Origin of the sequence: Hyphomicrobium denitrificans ATCC 51888, from assembly GCF_000143145.1 — a bacterium.
Classification (GTDB): domain Bacteria; phylum Pseudomonadota; class Alphaproteobacteria; order Rhizobiales; family Hyphomicrobiaceae; genus Hyphomicrobium_B; species Hyphomicrobium_B denitrificans.
Genome location: NC_014313.1, coordinates 847734 through 874229 on the forward strand (window position 1 = coordinate 847734; position 26496 = coordinate 874229).

26 protein-coding genes, 1 tRNA gene and 1 riboswitch are annotated in these 26496 nt (G+C 59.6%); of the genes, 14 read left to right on the forward strand and 13 right to left on the reverse strand.

Annotated elements, in window-relative coordinates:
- Window positions 1–56: 56 nt before the first annotated feature.
- A riboswitch (cobalamin riboswitch) is annotated at window positions 57–269 on the reverse strand.
- A 90-nt stretch (window positions 270–359) separates the two neighbouring features.
- Both prpC and HDEN_RS03970 read right to left on the reverse strand, forming a co-directional pair.
- Window positions 360–1547 (reverse strand): bifunctional 2-methylcitrate synthase/citrate synthase, encoded by a 1188-nt coding sequence (prpC, locus tag HDEN_RS03965; RefSeq protein WP_013214842.1) that lies wholly within the window; start codon window positions 1545–1547, stop codon window positions 360–362.
- A 352-nt stretch (window positions 1548–1899) separates the two neighbouring features.
- The gene (locus HDEN_RS03970; RefSeq protein WP_013214843.1) at window positions 1900–2883 is read right to left on the reverse strand and encodes an MBL fold metallo-hydrolase; all 984 of its coding nucleotides are present in this window, start codon (window positions 2881–2883) and stop codon (window positions 1900–1902) included.
- Between the two features lie 118 nt (window positions 2884–3001).
- On the opposite strand from HDEN_RS03970, the gene cynR reads away from it, so the two are divergent.
- Window positions 3002–3889: a transcriptional regulator CynR gene (cynR, locus tag HDEN_RS03975; RefSeq protein ID WP_013214844.1), complete on the forward strand. Its 888-nt coding sequence runs from the start codon at window positions 3002–3004 to the stop codon at window positions 3887–3889.
- A gap of 303 nt (window positions 3890–4192) precedes the next feature.
- On the opposite strand, the gene HDEN_RS03980 is transcribed toward cynR, so the two are convergent.
- The 3 genes from HDEN_RS03980 to HDEN_RS03990 all read right to left on the reverse strand — a co-directional run bounded on the left by HDEN_RS03980 (window position 4193) and on the right by HDEN_RS03990 (window position 6831).
- The gene (locus HDEN_RS03980; protein WP_013214845.1) at window positions 4193–4678 is read right to left on the reverse strand and encodes a cupin domain-containing protein; all 486 of its coding nucleotides are present in this window, start codon (window positions 4676–4678) and stop codon (window positions 4193–4195) included.
- A 138-nt stretch (window positions 4679–4816) separates the two neighbouring features.
- The gene (locus HDEN_RS03985) at window positions 4817–5464 is read right to left on the reverse strand and encodes a response regulator (protein WP_013214846.1); all 648 of its coding nucleotides are present in this window, start codon (window positions 5462–5464) and stop codon (window positions 4817–4819) included.
- 2 nt (window positions 5465–5466) lie between these two features.
- Window positions 5467–6831: a sensor histidine kinase gene (locus HDEN_RS03990; RefSeq protein ID WP_013214847.1), complete on the reverse strand. Its 1365-nt coding sequence runs from the start codon at window positions 6829–6831 to the stop codon at window positions 5467–5469.
- A gap of 193 nt (window positions 6832–7024) precedes the next feature.
- Here HDEN_RS03990 and HDEN_RS03995 point away from each other — a divergent pair, with 193 nt between their 5' ends.
- Window positions 7025–7588 carry a DUF3280 domain-containing protein gene (locus HDEN_RS03995; RefSeq protein WP_245256720.1) on the forward strand — a complete coding sequence of 188 codons (564 nt, stop codon included), beginning with the start codon at window positions 7025–7027 and terminating at the stop codon, window positions 7586–7588.
- A 291-nt stretch (window positions 7589–7879) separates the two neighbouring features.
- Window positions 7880–8899 (forward strand): linear amide C-N hydrolase, encoded by a 1020-nt coding sequence (locus HDEN_RS04000; protein ID WP_245256721.1) that lies wholly within the window; start codon window positions 7880–7882, stop codon window positions 8897–8899.
- Between the two features lie 237 nt (window positions 8900–9136).
- Here the strand turns inward: HDEN_RS04000 and HDEN_RS04005 are convergent, their stop codons facing one another.
- From HDEN_RS04005 to HDEN_RS04020, 5 genes are all read right to left on the reverse strand, one after another.
- Entirely contained in the window at window positions 9137–10348 is a 1212-nt protein-coding gene (locus tag HDEN_RS04005) for a methyl-accepting chemotaxis protein (protein ID WP_245256722.1), read from the reverse strand.
- 719 nt (window positions 10349–11067) lie between these two features.
- The gene (locus HDEN_RS04010; RefSeq protein WP_041921536.1) at window positions 11068–12051 is read right to left on the reverse strand and encodes an inorganic phosphate transporter; all 984 of its coding nucleotides are present in this window, start codon (window positions 12049–12051) and stop codon (window positions 11068–11070) included.
- Window positions 12048–12692, reverse strand: a complete 645-nt coding sequence (locus tag HDEN_RS04015; protein WP_013214852.1) for a DUF47 domain-containing protein — start codon at window positions 12690–12692, stop codon at window positions 12048–12050. The genes HDEN_RS04010 and HDEN_RS04015 overlap by 4 nt, the downstream gene beginning before the upstream one ends.
- Window positions 12693–13101: 409 nt before the next feature.
- Window positions 13102–13332: a DUF6538 domain-containing protein gene (locus tag HDEN_RS18610; RefSeq protein ID WP_425337340.1), complete on the reverse strand. Its 231-nt coding sequence runs from the start codon at window positions 13330–13332 to the stop codon at window positions 13102–13104.
- A gap of 80 nt (window positions 13333–13412) precedes the next feature.
- A tRNA-Gln gene (locus HDEN_RS04020) sits at window positions 13413–13486 on the reverse strand.
- Between the two features lie 273 nt (window positions 13487–13759).
- Here HDEN_RS04020 and HDEN_RS04030 point away from each other — a divergent pair.
- Together HDEN_RS04030 and HDEN_RS04035 are read left to right on the forward strand one after the other, a co-directional pair.
- Window positions 13760–15019, forward strand: a complete 1260-nt coding sequence (locus HDEN_RS04030) for a Ppx/GppA phosphatase family protein (RefSeq protein WP_013214854.1) — start codon at window positions 13760–13762, stop codon at window positions 15017–15019.
- Window positions 15016–15744: an RlmE family RNA methyltransferase gene (locus HDEN_RS04035; RefSeq protein WP_013214855.1), complete on the forward strand. Its 729-nt coding sequence runs from the start codon at window positions 15016–15018 to the stop codon at window positions 15742–15744. The genes HDEN_RS04030 and HDEN_RS04035 overlap by 4 nt, the downstream gene beginning before the upstream one ends.
- Here the strand turns inward: HDEN_RS04035 and HDEN_RS04040 are convergent.
- Entirely contained in the window at window positions 15732–16085 is a 354-nt protein-coding gene (locus tag HDEN_RS04040) for a hypothetical protein (RefSeq protein ID WP_245256723.1), read from the reverse strand. The two genes, HDEN_RS04035 and HDEN_RS04040, sit on opposite strands and share 13 nt — an antisense overlap.
- Window positions 16086–16325: 240 nt before the next feature.
- Here HDEN_RS04040 and guaB point away from each other — a divergent pair, with 240 nt between their 5' ends.
- The 4 genes from guaB (at window position 16326) to HDEN_RS04060 (ending at window position 20495) form a co-directional block, all read left to right on the forward strand.
- Complete coding sequence (gene guaB, locus HDEN_RS04045; protein WP_013214857.1) at window positions 16326–17837, forward strand: IMP dehydrogenase; 1512 nt, start codon at window positions 16326–16328, stop codon at window positions 17835–17837.
- A gap of 36 nt (window positions 17838–17873) precedes the next feature.
- Window positions 17874–18296, forward strand: a complete 423-nt coding sequence (locus HDEN_RS04050) for an MAPEG family protein (protein WP_013214858.1) — start codon at window positions 17874–17876, stop codon at window positions 18294–18296.
- 11 nt (window positions 18297–18307) lie between these two features.
- Window positions 18308–19603, forward strand: a complete 1296-nt coding sequence (locus HDEN_RS04055; protein WP_013214859.1) for an RsmB/NOP family class I SAM-dependent RNA methyltransferase — start codon at window positions 18308–18310, stop codon at window positions 19601–19603.
- Window positions 19604–19907: 304 nt separating this feature from the next.
- Window positions 19908–20495: an SET domain-containing protein gene (locus HDEN_RS04060; RefSeq protein ID WP_013214860.1), complete on the forward strand. Its 588-nt coding sequence runs from the start codon at window positions 19908–19910 to the stop codon at window positions 20493–20495.
- Between the two features lie 11 nt (window positions 20496–20506).
- On the opposite strand, the gene HDEN_RS04065 is transcribed toward HDEN_RS04060, so the two are convergent.
- Entirely contained in the window at window positions 20507–20905 is a 399-nt protein-coding gene (locus HDEN_RS04065) for an SET domain-containing protein (protein WP_013214861.1), read from the reverse strand.
- Window positions 20906–20975: 70 nt separating this feature from the next.
- Between HDEN_RS04065 and HDEN_RS04070 the strand changes: the two genes are divergently transcribed.
- The 3 genes from HDEN_RS04070 to HDEN_RS18110 all read left to right on the forward strand — a co-directional run bounded on the left by HDEN_RS04070 (window position 20976) and on the right by HDEN_RS18110 (window position 23673).
- Entirely contained in the window at window positions 20976–21425 is a 450-nt protein-coding gene (locus tag HDEN_RS04070; protein WP_013214862.1) for a TspO/MBR family protein, read from the forward strand.
- Between the two features lie 127 nt (window positions 21426–21552).
- Window positions 21553–23100, forward strand: a complete 1548-nt coding sequence (guaA, locus tag HDEN_RS04075; protein WP_013214863.1) for a glutamine-hydrolyzing GMP synthase — start codon at window positions 21553–21555, stop codon at window positions 23098–23100.
- A 369-nt stretch (window positions 23101–23469) separates the two neighbouring features.
- Window positions 23470–23673, forward strand: a complete 204-nt coding sequence (locus tag HDEN_RS18110) for a hypothetical protein (RefSeq protein WP_150103187.1) — start codon at window positions 23470–23472, stop codon at window positions 23671–23673.
- 126 nt (window positions 23674–23799) lie between these two features.
- On the opposite strand, the gene HDEN_RS04085 is transcribed toward HDEN_RS18110, so the two are convergent.
- The gene (locus tag HDEN_RS04085; protein ID WP_013214865.1) at window positions 23800–24366 is read right to left on the reverse strand and encodes a GNAT family N-acetyltransferase; all 567 of its coding nucleotides are present in this window, start codon (window positions 24364–24366) and stop codon (window positions 23800–23802) included.
- Between the two features lie 141 nt (window positions 24367–24507).
- On the opposite strand from HDEN_RS04085, the gene HDEN_RS04090 reads away from it, so the two are divergent.
- Window positions 24508–25560 carry a YeiH family protein gene (locus HDEN_RS04090; RefSeq protein ID WP_081446222.1) on the forward strand — a complete coding sequence of 351 codons (1053 nt, stop codon included), beginning with the start codon at window positions 24508–24510 and terminating at the stop codon, window positions 25558–25560.
- A gap of 19 nt (window positions 25561–25579) precedes the next feature.
- Window positions 25580–26494, forward strand: coding sequence for a LysR family transcriptional regulator (locus HDEN_RS04095; RefSeq protein WP_013214867.1), 915 nt, complete (start codon window positions 25580–25582; stop codon window positions 26492–26494).
- The last annotated feature ends 2 nt before the right edge of the window (window positions 26495–26496 follow it).

Here is a 26496-nt window from a genome sequence, read left to right on the forward strand (position 1 = left end):
TCCGCGTGCGACGGCACGTGGAACGAACCAATCCATCGGGACACCCCGCCCGCGGAGGAAAAACATCGTCGCGGGCAGGTCTCCTGACTCGCGGGTCGTTGTTTCCTGTCTCGCCTTCCCGACGCTTGCTGCATCAGTGGCCTATTCGACAGGAAACTCGCCGCTCACAGTTGCGGGGGCAGTCCCGGCATTGCATCTCGACGATGCGCACCGGGTTCCCTCTTAGCGCTGAGCGATGAAACTCAGCGACCCATGACGAAGTCATAAGGCTCTGATTCTCGTGGAGCCTCAATATCTAGCTCAATGTATTCGCCTGAATACAAACTCTTGTGAGTTGTTGTGGGTAGTGTGTGGATTGTTCACGCGGCGTGCTGGCAGACGCGGGTCTGATCACGTTCCGAAATCGGGATCAACGGCGTACTGTCCGGCCCGATATAATTGGCTGTCGGGCGAATGATCTTGTTGTCCTGACGCTGTTCGATGACGTGTGCGCTCCAGCCTGCGATCCGCGCCATCGCGAAGAGCGGCGTAAACATAGAAGCCGGAATGCCGAGAAGATCGTAGAGCACGGCCGTGTACCAATCGACGTTGGCGAACATGCCTTTCGAGTCCGCCATCGCAGTCTCGATGGCTTCGGCAACCGAAAGAACTCCGGAGCCCTCGAACCGATTAGCAAGTCCGTGTGCAAGTGTCCGCAGGATGTCCGTGCGAGGATCGCTTACGCGATAAACGGGATGCCCGAAGCCCATCACGACTTCCTTGTTCGCGATGCGCGCACGAATGTCGGATGCGGCCTGCGCGGCGTTTCGGTAGCGCACGATCACGTCGTAGGCTGCCTGGTTGGCGCCGCCGTGCTTTGTGCCGCGGAGCGCGCCAACTGCGCCGATCACTGCGGAATAAAAATCCGATCCTGTTGCGGCGATTGATCGTGCGGTGAATGTAGAGGCGTTGAATTCATGCTCGGCATAAAGGACGAGCGAGGCTTGGAGCACGCGGACTTGCTCCGCATCTGGCGCGGACCCGTGAAGCAAATGGAGGAACTGTCCGGCAACGGTGTCCTCTCCGGTGTCGAGGCTGATCCTCTGACCGTTGTTGGCGTAGTGGTACCAATAGAGCAGCATCGAGCCCGAGGATGCGATCAGGCGATCGGCGATTTCACGCGTGCCATGGATATTGTGGTCGCTTGCTTCGGGGAGAGCGCAGCCGAGCGCCGAAATCCCGCTGCGCAGAACATCCATCGGATGCGCGGCTGCCGGCAGCGCTTCGAGCACGCGCCGCACGGTTATAGGAAGGACGCGCAAACCGGCGAACTTGCGGCGGTAGGCGGCCAGTTCCTCGGCGGTTGGTAGCGCGCCGTGAATGAGAAGATAAGCAACTTCTTCGAACGTGCAGCCTTCGGCAAGGTCACGAATGTCGTATCCGCGATAACGCAAGTTGTCGCCGCCGGGAATGACTGAGCAGATCGCCGTGCTGCCGGCAACGACTCCGGAAAGAACGACGGATTTCTTTCCGGCAGACCTTTCGAGGGTTGCGAGATCGTGAACCATTGATGTCCTCATGAAGTGAAGATTTGCAATCGCCGCGCGCCATTGTGCTGGCGCTTGTTTCGCCATGCGCAAAGTATCAAGCCCCGCGAGCGTCATGCGAAAGCGCTGAAAATGCGAAGCTTTGCGAAGCCTCGCATGTGAATTGGCGAATGCGGATGGAGCGGCGCACGTTTGAGGCAGCGCGATCTTGAAGCACGCCGAGCTTTCGCACCTGACGTAAATGCATTCTCTGTTGGCTATCGCGCAGACCTGCTTTGCGCTGAAGCCGCTGTGGTCTCGCGACTAGCAGCGAGACATCGCTCCAACTGATACCGTTGATAATAGGAGGTCGCCTATTCTTTTTGTTGGACACTTAGAGGTTCATGTTCATCGGCGCCGGGAGGTAGCGGAAGCCTTCTCCCTGTTTCACGAAGTGACCGTAACCGGGCCACGCGAAATGGTAGGCCAGGATTGGAATGCGATTTTCGGCGAGAAACGACAACATCTTCAGTCGCGTCTTCACTGCTTGCTTGGAATCCGTGTCGTATAGGAATTCCATGCGTGGGTTCGCAATCAGCAGTACGGAGTGATGCGAGACGTCGCCGACGAAGAAGAACGATTGACCATTCGATTGCACGTTGAACATGGTGTGCCCGAGCGTGTGGCCGGGGGCAGAAACCGCGGTGATGCCGGGCAGAAATTCCTGGTCGTCCTTGAAAAATATCATTCTGTCTCGCACCGGCAAAAGGTTCTTGCGGGCGTGAATCACGAATGCCTTCTTCCAAGGCGAGTCCATGTGCTTTTCGTCCGTCCAGTAACTGAAATCGGCTTGGCTTATGTAGACCTGAGCGTTCGGGTAGAGGAGCGCGCCACTTTCATCGACGATCCCGCCGATGTGGTCGATATGACCGTGCGAAATGACAACGGCATCAATGTCTTCTCGCTTGATGCCCGCTTCTGCGAGATTTTTTGCGAGCAGACCACCCTTCGGACCGAACATCTTCGATGACCCAAGTCCGGTGTCGAACAAAACCGTCTTTCCGTTGTTGTTGACGACGAACGAGTTGAGTTCGATGTTCATATCCGACGGGCTCATAAAATTGTCCGTCAGTTCTCTGCGCACCTCTTCCTTGGGGACTCCGAGAAACGAGTTCGATGGGTCGCCGAGCATCTGCCAGCCATCGGATACGACCGTGACTTCCGCATCGCCCATGTTGAACCGGTACCAGTAAGGTGCTTGCACGCCGAGTTTAGGAGATTTTGCAAATGCCGGGCCGTTGAAGTTGCTCAAACCGAGTCCAATGCCCGCGCCCGCTCCTAATGCGATGGCACCTCGCCGTGAAAGCCCTTCAGACATCGCGCCTATCTCCGTCCTCACCGTTTTGCCGCTAACTGCGCCGTCGCGGCTAGGAAATGGCGGGAAATAGCGATAATGTCCAAGACCGATTTCCTATAGTGATCATAGGTGTTCGGTTATGCTTATCCGGCAAGCCCATTACCTGCTGGCAGTGGCGGACCACGGTAATTTCACGCGCGCGGCGTCGGCGCTGCGCATTTCTCAGCCGGCACTGTCCCAAAGAATTCTCGATCTCGAAGCTCAGCTCGGCGCGCAGCTTTTCGATAGGTCGGGACGCACCGTAAAGCCGACGGACGAGGGCCGGACTTATATTGAGCATGTCAGGCGTGCGCTTCGCGAAATTCAAGCTGGAGAACGCGCGATGCAGGACATCGCCGGCGCGCTTAGCGGAACGTTACGTGTCGCCTTTCTCCCTCTGTTTACGACCCATCTCGTTGGCCCGCTGATGCAGGAATTCTACAAGCGGCATCCTCGCGTCTCGGTGACGATCGACATTCTGGCTCAGGCGGAGCTTGAGGCAGCGCTGGTCGAGGACAGCATCGACGTGGGGCTGGCGTTCAGCGATGTTGATAGCGATGAAATCGAGGTGGAAAGGATACAAGACGACGAGCTTTGCCTGGTCGTCGGTAAACGGCACCCCATGTACTGCATGGACAAAGTGCGAGTGCCGCAACTTAAGCACGCTGATTTGGCGCTCCTCAGTCAGGCATTCATCACCCGAGCGCCGATCGATCGCTATTTTCGCACCAACAAAGTGCGGCCCAGGATTGCGATCGAGGCGAATTCGGCCGACTCAATCATCGCTATCGTAAGAGGCGCGCCGATCGCGACCGTTATGCCCTCGGCGACTGCCCGGCAGCTCCCGGGACTTAAAGCAATTCCGCTCGTGCCCTCAGCTGGGATTTGGACGCTATCGGTCCTTCAGCGCAAGGACGCTTATCGTAGCGCTGCCTCCAAGGCCCTTATCACTATAGTGAAGCAGAGACGAAGCGACGCCAGACTTTAGTGGCTAAGGACATCTGCAACTGGCCCGTTGCGTCGTTGCGATGATGGAGGCTATCGGATCATGACGGTCTTCGGAAGCCGGTCGCCAGCGACAGATGTGAAATGGCTCGACGATTACAAGCGCCTTCGCGTGTTTGATGAGCAGCTGAAGAAGAGACGCGAGGTCCCGAAGGCGTGATGGAGTAAGCGCGAGTCATCCATCAATATTGGCTCTCAGAGACGCACGCGGCCCAGATTGCACTGGTAGCGCAAGAGGGTTCCCTCGTTAGCAAGTGAGTATAGTGGAGAAGCAGCGGCTGACCCTTTATTTACGCGGATCGTCGTCAGGATTGACGTACTTAATGTTCCACGGACCTGTCGCGGTGAGAAGAACGACGCTCTCATCCTCGTTCCACAGGTAGTGGGCGTGGCTGGCAGGCAATGTGAAGCTGCCGCCGACGCCGATGTTGTCGCCCTTCTTCCGATCTAGCTTTTCTCCCATACCATTCCAGACCGTGCCTTTGAGTACGGTGACGACCTCGGCAAAGGGGTGAGTATGGGCGGGGATCTCATAGTTTGCGGGGAACTTGAGATAGGCCATGAAGACGCCGGGCTTGCCGGGATCGCCGATCACGAGCGCGCTCTTGGCACCGCGGGGGAGGAGCGGCTCATCTTTCCATGCGATGCTATCGAGCTTGAAATTTTCCATCTTGTCGGTGGCCAACCGGGAGATTTGATCGTTTTGAGCCAACGCGTAATTGGATAGCACTGCGAGAACCAAGCTCGCCAACCCCGCCACCAGAACCCTCATGCTCATCTCCTCGTCCTCAGTGCGACCTGCCGCACGGCCGGTGCATAGAATTCGAGTGGGGTTCTCATGGCAACGGTGATTTGCCTGCTAATGCTTGGGAAAACTGCCCGTCCTAGCGAGTTCAAGGATCACATCACATTACGAAATGGGTGGCATCGCCAGACCTTGCCTCAGGCAGTAGTAGACAAGTTCGATGTCCGTTCGCACTCCCAGCTTCGACTTGATGGCGTAATGATAATTGGCAACGGTCTTCGGACTGAGGTTGAAAGCTTGGGCGATTTCGTCGGTCGTTTTCTCATCTAGAATCATGCGCAGAATTTCGAACTCCCGTGGGGATAGAGTTTCGAGCGCAGTGTCCTCGTTGAACAGCCGGCTGGCTGCGATCGCGCTGTTAATTTCTGCGCAGAGTGCGGGACGTCCCGAGAACACAGTGCGGATGGCGCTGATCAGAACGTCAGGCGGACTGCTTTTGGTCACGTAACCTTGCGCACCGGCTTTGAATGCTTGTTCGGCATAGGATGCGTTCGCGTGCATCGTGAACATGAGAATTCGTGCCGCGGCATCGTAGAGACGGAGCTGACGCACGAGATCGATGCCGCCTCTTCCGGGCATCGAGATGTCGACGACGGTGACGTCCGGCGTAAGATTTTTATACGACTGATAGGCGGACGCGGCATCGCCCGCCTCGCCAACAACATCGATTCCGTCCTGGCTTTCGATCAGACGCCGATATCCTTGCCGCACAACGGCGTGGTCATCAACGAGGAGAACACGGATCTTCTCCATCGTCAGGTTCTCGGCCGGGCTAGAAATTCAACACGCAAGCCAAAGCCGCCCGAGGGTTTGGGACCGGCGGCAAACCGTCCGCTCAATGCGAGAACGCGTTCGCGCATGCCGATCATGCCCCAGCCGCCGAATGTGCTCGTATTTTGCGAGGGCCGCCCGCAACCGTCGTCATCGACCGAGACTTCGATTTTATCGGTTCCGGATTCGTTGAACTTGTGAAGCATCACTTTCACGTTCAAAGCGTGGGCATGCCGCGCGGCATTGTTCAATGCTTCCTGGATAATGCGGTAAACATGAGCGCTTGCTTCGGAGCTCAAGTCTTCAAGGTTGCCGTTCGTTTCCAGTGTATAATGCGTGCCGCCCTGGGCGAGACTATTATACTTCTCAACCAAATTTCGCAGACTCTCGATAAGCCCAAGATCGTCGATTTCGGGAGGGCGCAAGTACGTGAGCGTCTTTCGCAGGGAGATCATCAGCTTCGAGGTCATGGTCTCGAGCTCGGTCGCGTCTTGCGTCGCGGAAGGATCTTTGCGGTTGACCTTGCTGCGGACACAGGCCGCAACGGCGTTTATGCCGCTCAGCTGTTGCGCAACGTCGTCGTGAAGCTCTCGTGCGATATGCAGTCTTTCCTGTTCTTGTGCGTCTACGAGCTTGCGCGCCAATTCGGCTCTATCGGCTGTGGCTTTGGAAAGGTCACGCGATAATGCGTTAAAGACCTCGCTGATCCGATTGAGTTCGGCGAGTTGAAATGCCGGCAACCGGCATTCGAGTTCGCCCTGGGCCAAGCGATTGAGGCCGCCGAGGATTTCCTTGGTCGGCGCCAAGGCGCGATCAATGACCCAGTATGTTACGATGCAAAGCGTTGCGATAAGAGCTGCAGATAGACCGAGCATTGGAGCTATCGTTGTCCAGGCCTGGTTTGCGGTCGCGACAGGCTCGGAACTGCTCACGACGGTTCCGTGAAGCTTTCCCCGGTATGATATTGGGTAAGACGCAGATGCTTTCGCATCGAGAAACATGCGGTGCGCCGAGAGAAACCAATCCGGGGCCGTGATCGCCGCTGCGTTCACGCCTTGACAGCTAGACCTCAAAATCGAGGCGTTGACGTCGAGAAATCTGATGCACTGCCCTGGCTGCAGAACGAACGACGTCACCATATCCCAATCGGGAAATCTCAGGGGTGTATCTATGGCTGTTCCGATGCGGACCAATTGAAGGTCAAGCTGGCGGCCGACGGAATCCGCGAGTCGTTCGTTCTGGTGCTTTACTTTGTTGGCAGTCGCGACAACCGTGAAAGCCGAACCTGCAATAAAGCAAGCCAATGCGACGAGCACGATGCGGCGCACCAATAGCCATTTGAGATCCATAGCCACGGGCTCCTTAGGAGTCCAATGGTTAGGGCAACGAGGCGCAGGTGGGAAGAAAGCACGGCGAAGATCGTGTGAAATGCCCAAGGAAAGTCGGGCGAACCGCCGTTGCGCAATTTTACGATAGCTTGCCAGTATTGGCCATACGCTATTTGGCGATACTTTCCTTCAACCCATGCGAACGGATAGCATCATGTTTGACCGTACGCTTCAATCCGCACGCGCCGAAGCGCTTCGTCGGGTTATGTCGAGTCTTTGCGCGATGGCAATCGCTGGGCTCATCACGGCCGTAATTTTCGCAGGGGTCGCCTATGCGGAGCCGCAACGCATCGCATTGCTGGGCGTCCACTTCCAGAATGACAACGAGGGCTATGAGCCGACGACCGACGCCGAGAAAAATCGTTTGAATATGATTTCGACGGCTTTCAAAGAACAGCTCGAAGCTTCCGGCAAGTATGCCTTCGTCCCTGTTCCAGCCTCTGAGCAGCAAAAGATCGATGCCGGACAGCTTATCGGCGCTTGCGGTGGCTGTGAATTTGATTACGGGCGCGATCTCAATGTCGAGCACGTCGCCTGGATTCGTGTGCAGAAAATCTCGAATCTCATTCTCAACATCAACGTCTATATGGCGGACGTCGCGAAGCGGAAAGTGACGTTCATTCACAGCGTCGATCTCAGGAACAACACGGATGAATCCTGGATGCGGGGCCTCAATTATCTCGTTCAGAACTATCTTCTGCCCGGCGCGCAGGGCTGAGATTACTTGTGCTTGAGATCTGGTCGCGGTGGTCCAGCATCATGTGCGCCTCTCTTTCGGCGAGGGCTGCCGACATGGCGACACGCGGCGTCGGCCATCTCCGCTTTGCGGTAGGTGCCAATCTCGGCCGTGCTACTTCCGGGCGTCGGAGCGAGCAACGCTCGTCCAATTGAGCGGATTTGACTTTCTTCAGCAGGATTGCCTTCATAGAATTTAGCTAGAAGCAATTGGCATCGCTGAATCGGGATGGCCACAATGAGACGTTCGGTCACGACCTGCACTGCCGTCCTCATGTCCGCGGGCGTGATGGTATCTTCCGCGGCCTACGCCTGCACGCGCTTCGTCTACCACGGCGCCAACGATGAGGTGATCACGGCGCGTTCCATGGACTGGAAGACCGATGTCGGGACCAATATTTGGGTGTTCCCGCGTGGCTTGAGGCGGTCTGGAGAAGCGGGACCAAATTCGATCCAATGGACGTCGAAATACGGCAGCGTTATCGCCTCGGGTTATGATATCTCGACGACCGATGGCATGAACGAGGCCGGGCTTGTCGCCAATGTGCTGTGGCTGGTCGAATCCTCCTACCCGAAATACGACGGTAGGATGCCTGGTCTATCGATCGCCGCCTGGGCGCAATATGTCCTCGACAATTTCGCCACCGTGGATGAAGCCGTCGATGCGCTGGCAAAGGAACCCTACACTATCGTCACGGACAACGTGCCCGGGGATAACAAGCTCGCCACTTTGCATCTCTCGCTCTCGGATGCCGGCGGCGACAGCGCGATCATCGAGTATATCGATGGCAAGCAGGTCATTCATCACAGCCGCGACTATCAGGTGATGACCAATTCCCCCACCTATGAAAAGCAGCTCGCCCTGAATGAATACTGGAAAGAGATCGGCGGCACCGTCATGCTGCCCGGCACAAATCGCGCGTCGGATCGTTTTGCGCGCGCCGCCTTCTATGTGAATGCAATTCCGAAGAGCGAGGATCCGGTCGAGGCTATCGCCAGCGCCTTCAGCGTAATCCGCAATGTCTCCGTTCCGTTCGGCATCTCGACGCCTGACCAGCCTAATATATCCTCGACGCGCTGGCGGACGGTCGCCGATCAGAAGAGCAAGCTCTACTTTTTTGAATCAGTGCTCACGCCAAATATCTTCTGGGTCGATCTGACGAAACTGAACTTCTCCGAAGAAACCGGCAAGGTGATGAAACTCGACCTCGGTCCCAACCAGACGCACATTTACGCTGGCGTGGCCAACGGTCAATTCAAGGAAACCGAACCTTTCAAGTTCCTGGGGCTCTAAGCCAAGGAGCGGAAGGTCGTCGCATCGGCGATGCTTTTCTTTATGGGCAGTGGCGAAGGCATATCCGGCGAGCGGCCTTTTGTTCGTGGAGACGCGAAACTCCGTCGAATGCGTGGTTTCTAGCCGGCGTTACGAGATGCGAACTGGTCGATCGGGGAATGTGGTAGCGTCTGCGTCACCCGCGAGGTTCGGAATGGGCTCCGGAGTGAGAGAGGATGACGCTTTGGCGGTTTCGCCTCAAGGCTTCAGACCCATGCGAAATCCACCCCAGTGCCGTCCGCGAATGATAATCGGTGCCGAAATATCTTTCATTAGCGCATGCTGACCGCCGCCCATGTCTCGACGGTAAGTTTGTAGCAGGAAGGGCTGCGTGTTGCGTCCCGCGCGAAGCCCGGTTCGGTCGTTAAAGATCCTGCGGTTGCGCGAGTTCGCGGCATTCCAGGACGGATCGGAACCCTGTGGCTTCGAATACGCAAGATTGTGAGTCGGCAGATAGCCATTGCGATCGACGGCCGCACAAAATGCAATCCGGCTCGAACTCGCCAAAACTTGTTCCTGAATCGCAGGGAGAACGCGATCCGTGTAGTCCATGAAGCGCGTTGCCACCTGCTGCGGGTTTGTGCCCGGAATTGGCTTATATTGCTCGTCGAAGAGAGCGTCCTGGGTAATCTCGCCTTTGTCCAGGCCTCGTTCAAAAACTGCTTTTATTTCGGCGGCGGCTTTTTGGCAGGTCAAGATGAGGGCGCCGTCTTTCGTCTCAAACCCCGCCTGTGCGATGAACAACATCAGGTCTTCGCTGATGGTTAGGATGTTCTCAGACCGCTCCCGCGTCTTGCCAAGTTGAGTGCCGGCGGTTCCAACAACTTTCACCAGATCGCTGACCCGCTCGCTGACCTGTCGAGAATTCGTGGCATTGCTGTGGACAGGATCACCCAGATCCTCGATACCGCTGGTCAATTGTTGGACGCTGCTGACCAGTGACTGGATTTGCTGCGTCGAGCCCTTCGCGGTGTTCGAAGCCTCGATGGCAGATTGTGCCCACTCGGAATTGTGACGCGCGACTGCGAGCATTTGATCGAGTGTTTCTTGCAATGCCTGGAGGTTCGCCCTGTTCTCGAGAGAGAACTTACGAACCTGATTTGCGAGGGCCTTGATCGACTGGGCAATCACCGCAAAGCCGCGACCCGCTTCGCTGGCCCGCGCTGCCTCGACTCCGGCGTTGATTGCGATCATCTGGGTTTCCATCGAGATCGATTCGATCGCGGCGCTTGCCTCTTGCACTTTTGCGATTGTATCGCGTGCTTGTTCAGCGGAGCGCGTGATGCCAATTATGCCCTCGCCGAGAGCCTGCATATTATCTATGGCAGTCGCGAGAGTATCGGATACCTGCTCCGAACTCTTACTGAGGACGTGCCGCGTCTGATCGGCTGTGGTCTTCAGCTCGCCCATCGCCGTCCTGATCCGGTTATTGGTCTCAGTGCTGCGATCGACCGAGTCGACGACGTTTTCGAGCGTCTCGCGAAGGTGGTTGTTAAGGCCGGCGAGATCTTCGACAATCCCGGCGATATCAGCGATCTCAAGTCCAAGACGCCCAGCCCTATCGCCGATCTCACTCGCACGGGGCACCGCGGCGGTGCTCGCATCCTGGGGATCGAGCGTGGACCAGGTCGGAGTTTTTGCACGGTCGAATTGAGACACCGGCGAAAGTCCTTTCGCTGCGGATTGAGGGCTTGGGCCCGCCACAATTCAGCGGCCCGCGCGTCTTCTATCGGCTTACGAGGTGCGCACAACGGCCGATTCGCACCCGTTATGCGTCGGTGAACTAGCGGATTTGCAGTGCGCTGCGTATTGGCACAAAGGGCAATTCTAAGGACTTAGCGATGCCACGTCATAGGGCGTTGCCGTCAGAAGTGCGCGTCGATGATCGGCGACAATTGCCGCGACATCGTCCGGTACGACGAGAAGAAAGCTCCGTGTGGCCCCCAATTTCAGACATTGCCCGACCGCTGCGAGAGTAGGTAGCGCATGTTTCTGAATATGCGTGCTCTCAAACAAAATGCCGAACCAAACGGGCCTGCACAATTGCCGGCTTTTGACGCTGAGCGGACCTAACAGCGCGCATTTGTAACTTGGAACGGCTGAATTCCTGACCGGCGGTTTTGTTTCGGCTAGGACACGAGGCGGGCGGCCACGTACGCCGCTACGAAGCATACGGGAAAGGTAATTATCCAGGCGAGCACGATCCGGAGAAGAACAGCCCACCGAACATCAGAAGTCCGGCGGCTCGCAGCAGCTCCTGCGATGGCACTCGTGATCGTGTGGGTCGTCGACAGCGGAACTCCAAACCCCGACGCGCCGAAAATCGTCATACCAGCGGCAGCCTGAGCTGCAAAACCTTGCCAACTTTGCAGCCGCGTCATGCGCCACCCAATGGTGCGGATGATCCGCCAGCCGCCCGCCGACGTTCCCGCCGCCATCGTCAAGGCGCACACGACGATCACCCACCACGGTATCGTGAACGTGGCGGCCGCACCGCCTATGAGCAATGTCGTCGCAAACACGCCCATGAACTTTTGTCCGTCGTTCAATCCGTGATTGAAGGCAAGAAAGCAGGCGGCAGCAACAGAAAGCCTATCGAAGGTCCTTTTAGCAGGGCCGGGCTTGGCGCCGCCGGCGATGCTCACGGTGATAGCTCCAATGGCATAAGCGACAAGCCCGCCAAGAACGATCGACATCACCATGCCGATAATGACCTTTTCCCACCCCGACCATTGCAGTGCCGACCAGCCTCCTCCTGCGTACGCCGCACCGGCAAGGCCGGCAAGGAGTGCGTGCGACTTGCTCACGGGAAGTCCGGCGCGGGCCGCGAATGTTCCCCACGCGATAATACTCAGCATTGCTGCTGTAATGGAATGAAGCGTCAGCGCATTTGGCTCTACTATGCCCTTGCCGACGGTCGCAGCGACGGCCGTTCCAGACATCGCCCCGGCGGTATTCATGATCACCGCCATAACGATAGCTGCGCGCGGTGACATCACCCCTGTGGCGACGACCGTTGCAATTACGTTTGGCGCGTCTGTCCAGCCGTTCACGAACTCGGCGGCAAGGATAGTTGCGAGAGCTACGACGAGCGCAATCGAAATCACGCTCATGCCTCCTTGCGGATCAGGGAGACAATCAACTTACCGCAACGTTTCGCGTCGTCGGTTATTTGTTCAAGCATCGAATAAAGCTTCTCGAGGGCGATGAACTCGAGCGTGTTTGCTTCCATTGTCGAGAACTCGTCCACGAGATTCCGTTCTGCCCGCGCGATGATTTTATCGGCATTGGCTTCTGCGTCGTTGATGGCTTTGGCACCTTCGCGAGCGCGATTTAGTGACATCGGTCCTGTGTTGACCGCACTAACGAGATCGCGCAGGGCCCGGATTGCGCTCTCAGCCGCAACAACGAGCTCCTCCGCTTCGGGTCGCAACACTCTCAGATATCGCTTGTAGATATCAACGTGCGTGGCCGCACCCCGCATGCCATCAATCACATCATCAAGAGCATCTGTCAGGCGCAGTGCATCGGGCGTGTCGAAGCGCATGATGAAGGCATTGTCGAGCAGTTCGTGAATCGCATCGACGATCTTATCGGCACTCTTTTCAAACGACACTATCCCCGGCAAATCCTGGCCATGGGTTTGGCGGAAATGGGCCGCGCATGCGACTCCAACATCTGCCAAATCAAGAAGGTGCTTTCCAAAGGCCTTATTGGGACTATCGCCCAACAGCCGAGCAATTGCATTGGCCACCGATAACTCCTCGAAACGATTCCGCTCAGACTAATCTGGCAGGGTGCCACACGCCAACCTACGACAAATATTTCTTTGTGATTGCGCCGCTATTGTCGGAGGTTGGCAAGAAGGCCCGTCGGTACAAGCGATCTAATACGGATGTCCCCGATTCGCTCGTAACGTCTGCACTGAACAGACTCAATTGGACCATTCCTGCCACCACGCTCGACGCTCGGTCCGACTAGCGGAAATCGCCGACATTGGCGTTCGCGCCTTGATGCCTTCGCGGCTCCGCGTACGCTTTCAGGCTAGGAGCTGGCGTATCAACCCCGTGCGACGAACCGGCGCTAGTGACCCTGAGCGGACGTTGGCAACACCCAGCGTTGCGCCGGTCGCATCGGCTGCGAGGAGTGGCGAGATGCTTATCTCAAAGTTGTCTCAGTTCCTCGCGGAGGTAGGCGCGAAGGGCTTCGTGAATGTCGAATATCGTCATCGGTTGCTGTTGCTGGCGAAAGAAGCGGTCAAACGCGTCGGCGAGGACTTCCGTCTCCGCTTGCGCAGACCGGAATGAGGTCGTTCCGAGCGAGGGGGTGACCTCACCCGAATGTGGTCGCGGTAGTCGGCGCCGATAAGTATAAATTCCTCGCTTGCGCGTGATGTGGGAGCAAGAGACTAGCCTTGGGTTCGATAAGTCGAACCGGGCCGAAGTCTCAAGACATTCAAGAGGCTAGCAAGCGGTGGCTGGGGGACTAGGATTCGAACCTAGACAGGCAGAGTCAGAGTCTGCAGTCCTACCATTAGACGATCCCCCAAAGCCGGGACCTGGCGAGCGCGGGGCGTCGCCGGAGCGGGGGTCATAGCAGCAGGTCCGGGCATCTGCAAGCGCGGGCACGCGATCCGCGATCTTTTGCCGGTCGACCGCTGCGCGCCGGGCAAAATCGGCGTTCATCCGGCGCATCGCCGCTCCGCGCTTTACGCACGGTCGTGACCTGCTACACTCTCGCCAACAGAGGTCCAGATGATTGGCCTGAAGAGCGCGGCGGCAGCATGTCAGCCGTCGTGATGCCAGGTCCTGGAGAGACAATTTGAAACCAGATCACCCAGGCCCTGGCGCGCCACCTGGTGCCGAGCGTCTGTCGAAATCCGATGAATTCATCGGACATGGCGGGAGCGGAAGCGCGACGCCCGCCTCAGCAAATCAGCAAAATTCCGCGCAGCGAGCCGCAGTTCCGGACGTCACCGCACGCCGCGATTCTAGCGCGCGCGCTGGGAGCAGCTCCGGCGATCTTGCCGATCCGATCTACGGTGCGCTCGACCTCGGGACCAACAACTGCCGCCTGCTGCTCGCGCGTCCGTCGCGCAGAGGATTTCGCGTCGTCGATGCGTTCTCGCGAATCATTCGGCTTGGGGAAGGCGTCAGCCTGTCCGGGCGGCTCTCCGATCAGGCGATGAGCCGGACGATGGAAGCGTTGAAAGTGTGCGCGGGAAAGCTGCAGCGGCACCGCGTGGGACGTGCGCGCATGGTTGCGACGCAAGCCTGTCGCGTCGCCGAGAACGGGCAGTCGTTCGTTGCGAACGTGCGGGACAATTTCGGCCTCGAGATCGAAGTTCTGACCTCGGAGATGGAAGCGCGGCTCGCGGTGGCGGGATGTGCAACGCTGATCGATCCCGAGGCCGAGTTCGTGCTGGTGTTCGACATCGGCGGTGGTTCGTCGGAAATCATTTGGCTCGACATGACGCGGTTCGGTTCGCGCCGCGACGTGCTGACCGGGCGTTACGATATCGACGATGCCATCGTGGCTTGGGAGTCGCTTCCCGTCGGCGTGGTGACGCTTGCTGAACGGTTCGACGGGCGGACCGTGACGCCCGACAGCTTCGCCGCGATGTCCAATGCGGTGACCGAGCTGCTCGCGCCGTTCGAGGCGATGCATCGCTTTTGCGAACGCGTCGCGGGGCGGAAGGTGCATTTTCTCGGCACGTCCGGCACGGTGACGACGATTGCGGGCGTGCTGCTCGATCTCGAACGCTACGATCGCAAACGCGTCGACGGTATCTGGCTCAACACTGAGCAGATCAACGATGTCACGTCGCGGCTGCTCAATCTGAGCTACGAGGATCGTATTCTCGAACCCTGCATCGGGCGGGAGCGTGCCGACCTCGTGCTTGCCGGCTGCGCCATTCTCGATGCCATTCTGAAGCTTTGGCCGGCCGAGCGCCTTCGGGTCGCCGATCGCGGATTGCGCGAAGGCATTTTGATGCGTCTCATGATGGAGGATGGCGTCTGGCGCACGGGCCGTCGCCGTCGTGGCCGCTCGCGACGATCAGGAAACAGGCCCAACCCATGACGAACAATAAGAGTGGCGGAGGCAAGGGCCGGCAAAGCCTCAGCGGCGGGCAACGGCAATTGCATACGGCGGTCAAGACCGCGCGCAAGCGTTCGGTGTCGTCAGCGCGCTGGCTCGAACGGCAACTGAACGATCCTTATGTTGCCGCGTCGAAGCGCGAAGGGCTGAGATCGCGCGCGGCGTACAAACTTCGTGAGATCGACGCGCGCTACAATTTCCTGAAACCCGGACAGCGCGTCATCGATCTTGGGGCCGCGCCTGGCGGCTGGTCGCAGGTCGCGGCGGAAAGCGTCAAGTCGGTCGGCGGCAAAGGTCAGGTCGTCGCGATCGACTACTTGAGCTTCGAGCCGATCCCCGGCGTCGATATCATCGAAATGGATTTCACGGACCCGAATGCGGAAGATCTGCTGAAGTCGCGGCTGCGCGGCGGGAAGGCGGATGTCGTGCTGTCGGACATGGCGGCTCCGACCGTCGGGCACGCGAAGACGGATCATCTCCGGATCATGGGACTCGCCGAAGCGGCGGCGGCGTTCGCGGCGGATGTGCTGGAGCCCGGCGGCGTTTTCCTATGCAAGGTGTTCCAAGGCGGAACCGAGCGCGATCTGCTCGATATGTTGAAGCGTGACTTCAAGGTCGTCCGCCATGTGAAGCCGCCCGCGAGCCGCCAGGAAAGTTCCGAGCTTTACGTTCTGGCGACGGGCTTTCGCGGTTCTCAGGGCGACTGAGACGACCGCGCCAGGGCGACCTGATCGTTCATCGTCATTGTCGCGGGCACGGCGACAGATGCTGCGAGCGTAACAGCCTTTGCGCAAGCGATGTCGTGACCCTGCGTGCGTGCCATCTCGTCGAAGTCGGCCGAGAGTTCGAGCAGGTCTTCCATCTGAAGCCTGGGCGTGCCGTGCCGGATCGCCAAGTGCGACTCGCAATTGCTCTCGGACCATGCGAGCGCCGCCACCGGATGCTGGCGATCTCCGCGCGACGGTTGCGTCGCAGGAAATGGGTCGATCGCAATAAAAGATGCGCAGAGAACGGCGAACCCGGCTCCAGCCAGGGGCAGGCCGATCATAGCTCTCGCGCCAACCATATCTAATCCAAGAAGAAACTCATGGGGGCTTTCACCCCGTGCGAGAAAACTCGCAAATTTCGACGACAGCCATGTGACGGTGGCCCCAATCCATTGGCCGCATTACTATTTGACGCGGTATAGACGCTTCCAAGCTTGAAACCTTGGTGCTATAGACCGCGCGACAATGTTCCGCCCCAGGGGGCCTGGACGTGTCGCCCCCCAAAAATTGGAGAAGTCCGCATGACTTCGAGCCTTTCGCTCGATTCGGGGATCGCGCTTACCTTTGACGACGTTCTGCTCGTTCCCGGTCCATCCGACGTCATGCCCGGACAGACGGATGTCTCGACCCAGCTCACGAAATCCGTGCGGCTCAGCATTCCACTGCTGTCCTCGGCAATGGACACCGTCACCGAGGCGCGCCTCGCGATCGCCATGGCGCAGGCCGGCGGCATCGGTGTTCTGCATCGCAATCTGACGATCGAGGATCAGGCGCGGCACGTCGCGTTGGTCAAACGCTATGAGAGCGGCATCGTTCTTAATCCGGTTACCATCTCGCCGAGGAAGACTCTGGGCGAAGCGCTGAAGCTGATGGCCGACAATGGCGTCACCGGAGTTCCGGTCGTCGAGAGTTCGAGCGAAGGTCCGGATGGCAGCGCCGGAAAGGGCAAGCTCGTCGGCATTCTGACGAACCGCGACGTTCGGTTCGCCGTTCGCGTCGATCAGCCGGTTTCCGAGCTGATGACGAAGACAAATCTGGTGACGGTCAAGCGTAACGTCTCGCAGGACGAGGCCAAGCGCCTGCTGCATCAGAACCGGATCGAGAAGCTGATCGTCGTCGACGAGCACAACAACTGCATCGGTCTCATCACGGTCAAGGATATCGAGAAGGCGGCGAAGTATCCGCACGCATCGAAGGACGCGCACGGCCGGCTTCGTGTCGCGGCTGCGACAACGGTCGGAGAGGACGGTTACGAGCGCACCGAACGACTGATCGATGCCGGTTGCGACGTGATCGTCGTCGATACGGCGCATGGACATTCGGCGAAAGTCATCGACGCCGTCACGCGCATCAAAAAGCAGTCGAACAGTGCGCAGGTCATCGCCGGCAACGTCGCGACGGCCGATGCGACCAAGGCATTGATCGATGCCGGTGCGGATGCGGTCAAAGTCGGCATCGGGCCGGGCTCGATCTGCACGACGCGGATCGTCGCCGGCGTCGGCGTTCCGCAGCTCACGGCGGTGATGGAATGCTCGAAGGAAGCCTCGCGCGCGGGCGTTCCCATCATCGCTGACGGCGGCATCCGCTTTTCCGGCGACATCGCGAAGGCGATCGCGGCAGGCGCGTCGTGCGCGATGATCGGCTCACTGCTGGCGGGTACCGATGAGGCGCCGGGCGAGACCTATCTCTATCAGGGACGGAGCTACAAGTCGTACCGCGGCATGGGTTCGGTCGGCGCAATGGCGCGCGGCTCGGCCGATCGCTACTTCCAGGCGGAAGTCCGCGATACGCTGAAGCTCGTGCCCGAGGGAATCGAGGGACAGGTTCCTTACAAGGGGCCGATGGATTCGGTCGTGCATCAGCTCGTCGGCGGATTGCGCGCGGGCATGGGTTACCTCGGCGCGAAGACGATCCCCGAATTCCAGAAGCGTGCGAAGTTCGTGCGCATCTCGCCTGCGGGCATTCGCGAGAGTCACGCGCATGGCGTGCTCATCACGCGCGAAAGCCCGAACTATCCGGGCTCGGGCGTCTAAGGGTATCGTTCCCGGCAATCTTCGGCGGAGGCATCGATGACGGTCACGGATTTTCTACTGCCGGTGTTCGTTCAGGTCGCGCTGACGTTTGCGTTGCTGATCAGAACGGCGATCGGCCGTGTTTCGAGTTTCCGAAGCGGCGAAGTGAAGCCTGAGGACATCGCGCTCGGCGAACAAGGTTGGCCGAAGAAAGTCACGCAGTACGGCAATGCGTTCAAGAACCAGTTCGAACTGCCGGTGCTGTTCTACGCGCTGATCGCGTTCATTCTCATCACCAGGGTTGGCGACTTTCTGCTGCTGGTTCTGGCGTGGATCTTCGTCGTCCTGCGCCTTATGCATGCCTACGTTCACACGACCGGCAATAACGTGCTTCTGCGCGGCCGTATCTACGGCGGCGGCCTGATCGTATTGCTGGCGATGTGGGTGATCTTCGCCGTCAGAATCCTGACCGGCGCCTAAAAGGAAATCATATGAGACCTGGAGCCCGCATCGCTGCGGCGATCGAGGTTCTGGAGGCGATCCTCAATCGTTACCAGCCCGTCGCCATGGCATTGACCGACTGGGGCAAGGCGCATCGCTTTGCCGGTTCGGGAGACCGCAACGCCATCGGAGGGCTCGTTTACGACGCCCTTCGCCGCCGCGCTTCACTGGCCTGGGCGCTGGGTGACGACGGTCCTCGCGCGCTTGCGATTGGGGCCGCGCCGCAGGCGCTCGGGATTTCGGCCGAGGCCGTCATCGCGGCCTGCGATGGCGCGGAACATTCGCCGCCGCCTTTGTCGGACGCCGAGCGTGCCGGTCTGACGCGCGATATGGCGGAGGCTCCGGACGCTGCGCGTGCCGACATCCCGGAATGGCTTTGGCCGTCGTTCTCGGCGCAGTTCGGTGGCAACGCTGTCGCCGAAGGCGAGGCGATGGCGCGGCGTGCGCCAGCCGATCTGCGCGTCAACACCCTGAAGTCGACGCAGGAAAAGGTTCTGAAGGCGCTGCTGCCGTTCGGCGCGGCGCCGTGCCCAGTCTCACCCATCGGCATTCGTGTGCCGCCTCCGTCTGGGGCGCAGCGGACGCCGAACCTGCAGGCCGAGGCGGCTTTCCAAGCGGGATGGTTCGAGATCCAGGACGAGGGCTCGCAGATCGCGGCGCTCTTGTCGGGAGCGGGTCCAAGGAAGCAAGTGCTCGACCTCTGCGCCGGGGCCGGCGGCAAAACGCTCGCGCTCGCGGCGCTGATGCAGAACACCGGGCAGCTCTACGCCTATGATGCGGATCGCAACCAGCTGAAGCCGATCTTCGATCGCATCAAACGTGCGAACGTACGCAACGTGCAAGTTCTGAGAGCGGGCGACGAGACGGCACTGGCGGCGCTGGGTCCGCGGTTCGACGTCGTTTTAGCGGACGCGCCGTGCACCGGAACGGGAACGTGGCGCAGGCGTCCTGATGCCAAGTGGCGGTTGAAGCCGGAAGCGCTCGCAGCGCGTCAGGCCGAGCAGCGTTCGGTGCTGGCGCGGGCTGCGTCGCTTGTGAAACCGGGCGGGCAGATCGTTTATGTCACGTGCTCGATTTTGCCTGAGGAGAATGTCGAGCAGGTCGCGGCCTTCCTTGATGCGCATCGCGATTTTCGGATCGTGCCGACCGCGGACGCCTGGGCCGCAGCGGGCCTGGCTGGCGAAGTTCCGGTCTCGGCGGACGGCCGCTCCGACACGCTCCTGCTTTCGCCCGGCCGTCATGGAACGGACGGCTTCTTCATCGCCGTGCTGGCACGCTCCGCTTAAGCGAAGTTTCTGTGGATGGTGTTTGAGACGTCTCGCGAGGTCAGTCGCGAGACGGGGAACATCGCACGTGCGCCGACGTTCAAATTTTCCGGCGCTTTCATCGCCGAACAGAATTTGCAGAAACAAAAAGTGAGCAGTATTTGAGCACGCGTTTGCCTAGGTTTCGCCGTTGACATCGCACGAAGCGAAACTATGTGATGCGACGTTTGCCGTCAGGCTGTCGGCAAACCGAGGGATACCGGCCATGCTTTATTTCGAGCGCCAATGGCGTACCCCGCTCGTTGCGGCCAATTGAGGTCAATGAATGAGCGGTAGGGCACACTCCTTCCTCTCTCCGAAATGCGACGTTCATCCGATCCCGAACCGAGGCGGCCATACGGTCGTCGCGCGGGAAGCTATCGCCAAGGGCGAACTGATCGTCGTGTGGAGCGGTACTCTCGTCACGGGCGAAGAGCTGAACGGCATGCCGCCGACGGTGCGGCGCTATTCGCTGCAGGTCGAAGAGAACCAGTATCTCGTCTCGCTGTCCGACTGCGAGCCGCCGGATTACGTGAACCACAGCTGCAGTCCGAACGCGGGGCTTTCCGGGCAGATCGCGCTAGTGGCGATGCGTGACATCGGCGCTGGCGAAGAAATTACCTACGACTACGCGATGAGCGACGGCTCGCCTTATGACGAGTTCACGTGCTCGTGCGGATCGCCTCATTGTCGGGTTCAGGTCTCGGGTGAGGACTGGCGTCGGGTGGAACTCTGGCAGCGCTATGAAGGGTATTTCTCGCCCTACCTTCAGCGACGCATCATGGGGGCGCAGGTTCTAAGGGCGCTGGGCGTCAAGCGGCGACGTGCGAGCCGTAAATCGTCGCCGGGGGCGTCCACCGTTCCGGGCGGCTAACGGACAGCGTCCTAGCCGGGGATGCCGAGTTTCACGCCGACGTGGGCGTCGAACGTCCGGTAATCGCAGGTCAGTTCTTCGCCGGCCGCGATGTCGCGCGTGGCGACGTCGTAGCCCTCGATCGACCCGGCATCATGCACGCCCGCGGTGTTCGGATCGTCGGCATGATTCATGAACCGGGCATTGTCCGCGCAAAGAACGAACAAGCCGCTCGCCGCGTCGAGATAGGCGTGGTCGAGAATGTTCGTCCGCGCCGGTTCGGGCAGATTGGAGATGTCGGCCCCGCTCAGGAGCCGGTCGTAGGCGGCCATGAAGCGCCAGGTCACAGTGCCCTTTTTGATGTCCTCGTCAGCGAACAGACCAATTCCGGCGATGGGGCTCGGCGCAAGGCGAGTCTTGACCAGCAGCATGAAATAGGGTGCCTTCCAGCTTCAGACGGGGGCGGCTTCTTTAGCCGACGAGCAGATAGAGTGTAAGATTTTGACGAAGTTCCTATCGTTTTTGGTTTTCGCGGCGCTGGTGGTTGCCACCGCGTGGTCGGGTACGCACTTCCTGCCGGGAGAGTGGTACGCATCTCTCAACAAGCCGGACTGGACGCCGCCCAACTGGGTGTTTCCGATCGCCTGGACCATTCTTTACGCCTTGATCGCGGTTGCGGGATGGCTGGTCTGGCAGGCCGTCGGGTGGTCTCCTGTTATCCTCATCTGGGGTGTCGGGCTGTTCTTCAACGGCTTCTGGTCGTACCTGATGTTCGGGCGCCACGATCCTCAGATGGCGATGGCGTGTATGGCGCAGCTTTGGGTGACGATATTGGCGTTCATCGTGGCGGCGTGGGGCGTCGAGCGGCGGGCGAGCTACCTTTATTTACCGTATCTCGCTTGGGTCACGTTTGCGGCGGCGCTGAATTTCGTGATCTGGCGGTTGAACTGACCGGCGGGCGGGCGAAGTTCGGCTGCGGCTACCAGCGGTTTCGGGGTGTGGGTGCTGCTTTTGCGGCCGTTGCGGCGCCGCGCGTATTCGCGTAGGGGATGGCCTGAAATAAAGGGCCTCGCGAACTTTGACCGACAGCGTTCTCATCATCGATTTTGGCAGCCAGGTTACGCAGCTCATCGCGCGACGCGTGCGCGAGGGTGGCGTCTACTCGGAAATTCATCCCTTTCAGAACGCAGCCGAAGCGTTCGCCAAGCTCAAGCCGAAGGCCGTCATTCTATCCGGCGGACCGGCGTCGGTGACGGAGGGCGGGTCGCCGCGCGCGCCGGAGGCGGTGTTCGCGGCAGGCGTGCCGGTGCTCGGCATCTGCTACGGGCAGCAGACGATGGCGGAGCAGCTCGGCGGCAAGGTCGAGGCGGGACATCATCGCGAGTTCGGGCGGGCGTTTCTGTCGATCGACACGCCGAGCCCGCTGTTCGACGGCTTCTGGTCGCCGGGAACGAAACACCAAGTTTGGATGAGCCACGGCGATCGCGTCACGCGTCTGCCCGATGGCTTCGCGGTGATCGCGACGAGCGAGAACGCGCCGTATGCGGCGGTCGCGGACGAGGCGCGGCATTTCTATGCCGTGCAGTTTCACCCCGAGGTCGTGCACACGCCGGATGGCGCGAAGCTGATTTCGAATTTCGTCCATAAGATCGCGGGTCTGAAGTCCGACTGGACGATGGCCGCTTATCGCCGCTCGATGATCGACAAGGTGCGGGCGCAGGTCGGTAACGGGCGTGTGATTTGCGGTCTGTCGGGCGGCGTCGATAGCGCTGTCGCGGCCGTGCTCATACACGAAGCCATCGGCGATCAGCTGACCTGCGTGTTCGTCGATCACGGTCTGATGCGGCTCGGCGAAGCGGACGAGGTCGTCGGTCTGTTCCGCGATCACTACAACATTCCGCTCGTCCACGTGGATGCGTCGGAGCAATTCCTGACTGCGCTTGACGGCGTTTCCGATCCCGAGACGAAGCGTAAGACGATCGGCAAGCATTTCATCGACGTCTTTGAGGCCGAGGCCAAGAAAATCGGCGGCGCGGATTTCTTGGCGCAAGGCACGCTTTATCCGGACGTCATCGAGAGCGTGTCGTTCACCGGTGGTCCGTCGGTGACGATCAAATCGCACCATAACGTCGGCGGCCTGCCCGAGCGCATGCACATGAAGCTCGTCGAGCCGCTGCGCGAACTCTTCAAGGACGAGGTTCGCGCGCTCGGCCGTGAGCTTGGATTGCCCGAAGCATTCGTCGGGCGTCATCCGTTTCCGGGCCCCGGTCTCGCCATCCGTATTCCGGGTGAGATCACGCGCGAGAAGCTCGATATTCTACGCCAGGCCGATGCGGTCTATCTCGATGAGATCCGCAAGGCGGGCCTCTATGACGCGATCTGGCAGGCGTTCGCCGTTCTGCTTCCGGTGCGCACCGTCGGCGTCATGGGCGACGGGCGGACCTACGATCACGTCCTCGGCTTGCGTGCCGTGACGTCGGTCGATGGCATGACCGCCGACTTCTTCCATTTCGACATGGCGTTCCTCGGTCGCGTCGCAACGCGCATCATCAACGAGGTTCGCGGCGTCAATCGCGTCGTCTACGACGTGACGTCCAAGCCCCCCGGCACCATCGAGTGGGAGTGACACGGCGGCTGCCCGGGCCCTCGATTCAATCCTGAGCGAGTTTCTGTTGCTGAGCGCGATGTGACGCGGACTCCCGAGACGCGTTGCAAGCGTCAGCCACGTGCCATAACTATGTCGCATGATGGACGCGTACCGTCCGGAGAAGCGATTTCGATGAAAGTGGACCTCCCAGGAATTACCAACGCGTACGCTCGCCTTCGCCTCGATGATCGAGCGGGGGATGGTTTGGCTGTGCCGTTCTCAGCCGCAATGGCCTCAGCTCAAGCGGATAACGGCAAGCAGAGGGATCGCGTTCAGCAAACGGACTTCGGGAGCATGACCCGCCAAGAGATGCGCGATTGGGTCAACGATCAAATCCGCAGCGGGAATATGACGCTCGACGAGAGCACCCCGTTCGTGTCGATGACGATGAAAATGTCGGTGGGCGGGTTCGCCGAGGTGGACGCCGCGACTGATGGCGAGAGGATCGATTTCATCCAAAGAGCGCGGTCCGGTATCGAAGGCGCACGATCGCGCAGTGATGACGTGACGGCGAAGTTGCTCGATGCGGCTTTGCAGATCATGCAGCGGTAATCGAGGCTGGGGTCATCGCCGTCGACGTTCGCGCCCAGAAGCGTAAGGGCCGGTTTCCGACCGTGCAGCTTAGTGCTGGCATCACAACATCTTCGGCCAATCTCCCGCCCGCTACGTTCCCATCGGCTAACCCCGCGCCGATGGCGCCAGTGGTCGTTGGGCCGCCCACTCGCGGCGCAGCAGGGCATATTGCATGGTGTTTTCGTAGATCGGATTGCCTGCATCGTCGTTGGCGAACGATACGAATTCGACGAACACGCCTTCCCGGCGCATTCCCAGCTTTTCGCAAAGGCGTTGCGAGGACTTGTTATGGTCCTCGACATAGGCGTAGAGCCGGCGGAAGCCCTTGACCCGGAAAAGATGGTCGACGAAGGCCTTTGCGGCTTCGAACGCATATCCTTGGCCACCGAATTGCGGATTGAGATTCCAGCCGACGGAGGTCGTCTTGTCTTCGTCATCCTCTCCGCCGCCGAACAGATCGCCGATGACCCGGCCAGTCGTTTTAAGGCAAATCGCCAAGCGCCCCTCGTCGAGAGCACGTTTCCTAACCTCGGTTTCCGCCTCAGCCAGATCTGCGAGTTTGAGCGAGAAAAAGCAGGAGGCGGTCGGCGCGCGCAGATAGGCGAACAGGTCTGCTGCATCTCCCTCCTTGAAGGGTCTGAGGATCAGGCGTTCGGTTTCAATGGTCTGCATGTTCGGAACTCTTCGGACAGCGATCGATGATGACCCGTTTAATCGTTCGTTTTTATAGAACGATACGACACGTATTATGAATTGGATCGATTGGTCTGATTCCGTCATCTTGGAGGCGCTTCATTGGAAGGGCGCTTCAAGATGGATACCAACCCTCGGATCGCGGCACAAACCGGCGTCGTTCGGCCGTCTGGCGGCAGCTGGGACCTGGTTGAAATCTGGCCCGGGCTTTTGCTGACGGCAGTTATCGCGGCGCTGTCGTTTGGCCTCCGAGGCCTTCCAGGCGTGGCGATCTTCAGCCCGATGATCCTGTCGATCCTGCTTGGGATCGTCCTTCATAATTCGATTGGCACACCGAGGTTCGCCAAAGCCGGCGTCACGTTCTGCGTGCGCCGCGTGTTGCGGTTCGCGATCATTCTGCTCGGTCTGCAATTGACGGCCGCACAAGTCGTGGAGGTCGGCGCATCTGGCATGTTGGTTCTCGTGGCGACGTTGGTCTGTACATTCGTATTCACGACCTGGCTCGGACGAATGATTGGCGTCGATCGCAAGCTTTCGCAGCTGATTGCGGCCGGCACGTCGATATGCGGGGCGTCGGCGGTGATCGCGACCAACACCGTCACCGAAGCACATGACGAGGATGTCGCTTATGCAGTGGCGTGCGTTACGGTGTTCGGGTCGATTGCGATGTTCGTGTACCCGTTGCTGCCGGGGCTTCTGCATCTCGATGCTCACGCTTATGGATTGTGGGCGGGCGCCTCGATCCACGAGATTGCGCAGGTGATGGCGGCGGCCTATCAGGATGGGCAGCAGGCGGGCGATGCGGCAGCTATTGCCAAGCTCACGCGTGTGGCCATGCTGGCGCCGGTGGTCATCGTGCTCGGCATTCTCGCCGCGCGGAACATGAAGTCTAGTGATCGCGCGGGCTCGTCCGCAAAAGCTCCGATGCCCTGGTTTGTGCTGGGCTTCATCGCGCTCGTCGGGCTCAATAGCGTCGTCACCATCCCAGCTGCGGCGAAGGCGGCGATTGTTCTCGTGACGACGTTTCTGATGTCGATGGCGCTTGCGGCGATGGGACTGGAAACGGATGTTGCCAAGCTCAGGGCAAAAGGCATTCGCCCCTTGATTTTAGGGTTTGCTGCCTTTCTTTTCGTGGCAACATTCAGCTTGAGCCTCATCAAAACGATGAGCTGAACCGTCCGAGAGATACTGCATGACGCTGGAGCAGCTTCGTATCTTTGTTGCCGTTGCCGAGCGCGAGCATGTCACCCAGGCGGCGAAGGAGCTGAACCTCACGCAATCTGCAACAAGCGCCGCGGTGTCGGCGCTTGAGGCTCGCTATGCGACCAAGCTTTTCGACCGCATCGGCCGTCGCATCGTATTGACCCAGGCCGGAAAGCTATTTCTCGTCGAGGCGAAGTCGGTGCTGGCGCGCGCCGCTGCGGCGGAGAAAGTGCTCGCCGATCTTGCGGGACTGGAGCGCGGGTCGCTGAGGATCGGCGCAAGTCAGACCGCCGGGAACTACTGGCTGCCGGAGATCATCCATCGCTACCAGTCGCTCTTTCCCGGTATTTCGATAGCGCTCAAGATCGGAAATACGGAAACGGTCGCTGCCGATGTCGAAGACGGCGTAGCCGATCTCGGATTTATTGAAGGTGAGATCGATAATCCTGTGCTGTCGGTGACGCCGGTTGCCGACGACGACATGGTTCTGGTCGTGGCTCCGAATAATCCGTTGGCGAAACAGCCGTTGCGCGCGCTCTCTCAGATCGCGCAGGCGCGCTGGGTCGTGCGCGAAGCGGGCTCGGGAACGCGTGCCATTCTGGAAGCGGATGTCGCGAAACTCGGCATCGATCCTAAATCCCTCGATATCGCGCTCGAGCTTCCCTCGAACGAGGCCGTTCGAGGTGCGGTCGTCGCGGGCAGCGGTATCACAATCCTTTCGCGTCTGGTTGTGGCCGCGCCGCTCAAAGCGAAAACACTCGTTGCCCTCGATGTTCCTCTCCCGGCACGCAAGTTCTTCGCGCTTCGTCATAAGGAGCGCTATTTCACGCGTGCCGAGCGGACGTTCATCGATGTCGCGACGGGAAAGCAATCCTCGCGCGCGCCGGGAGCGATCTTGGGCTAGGG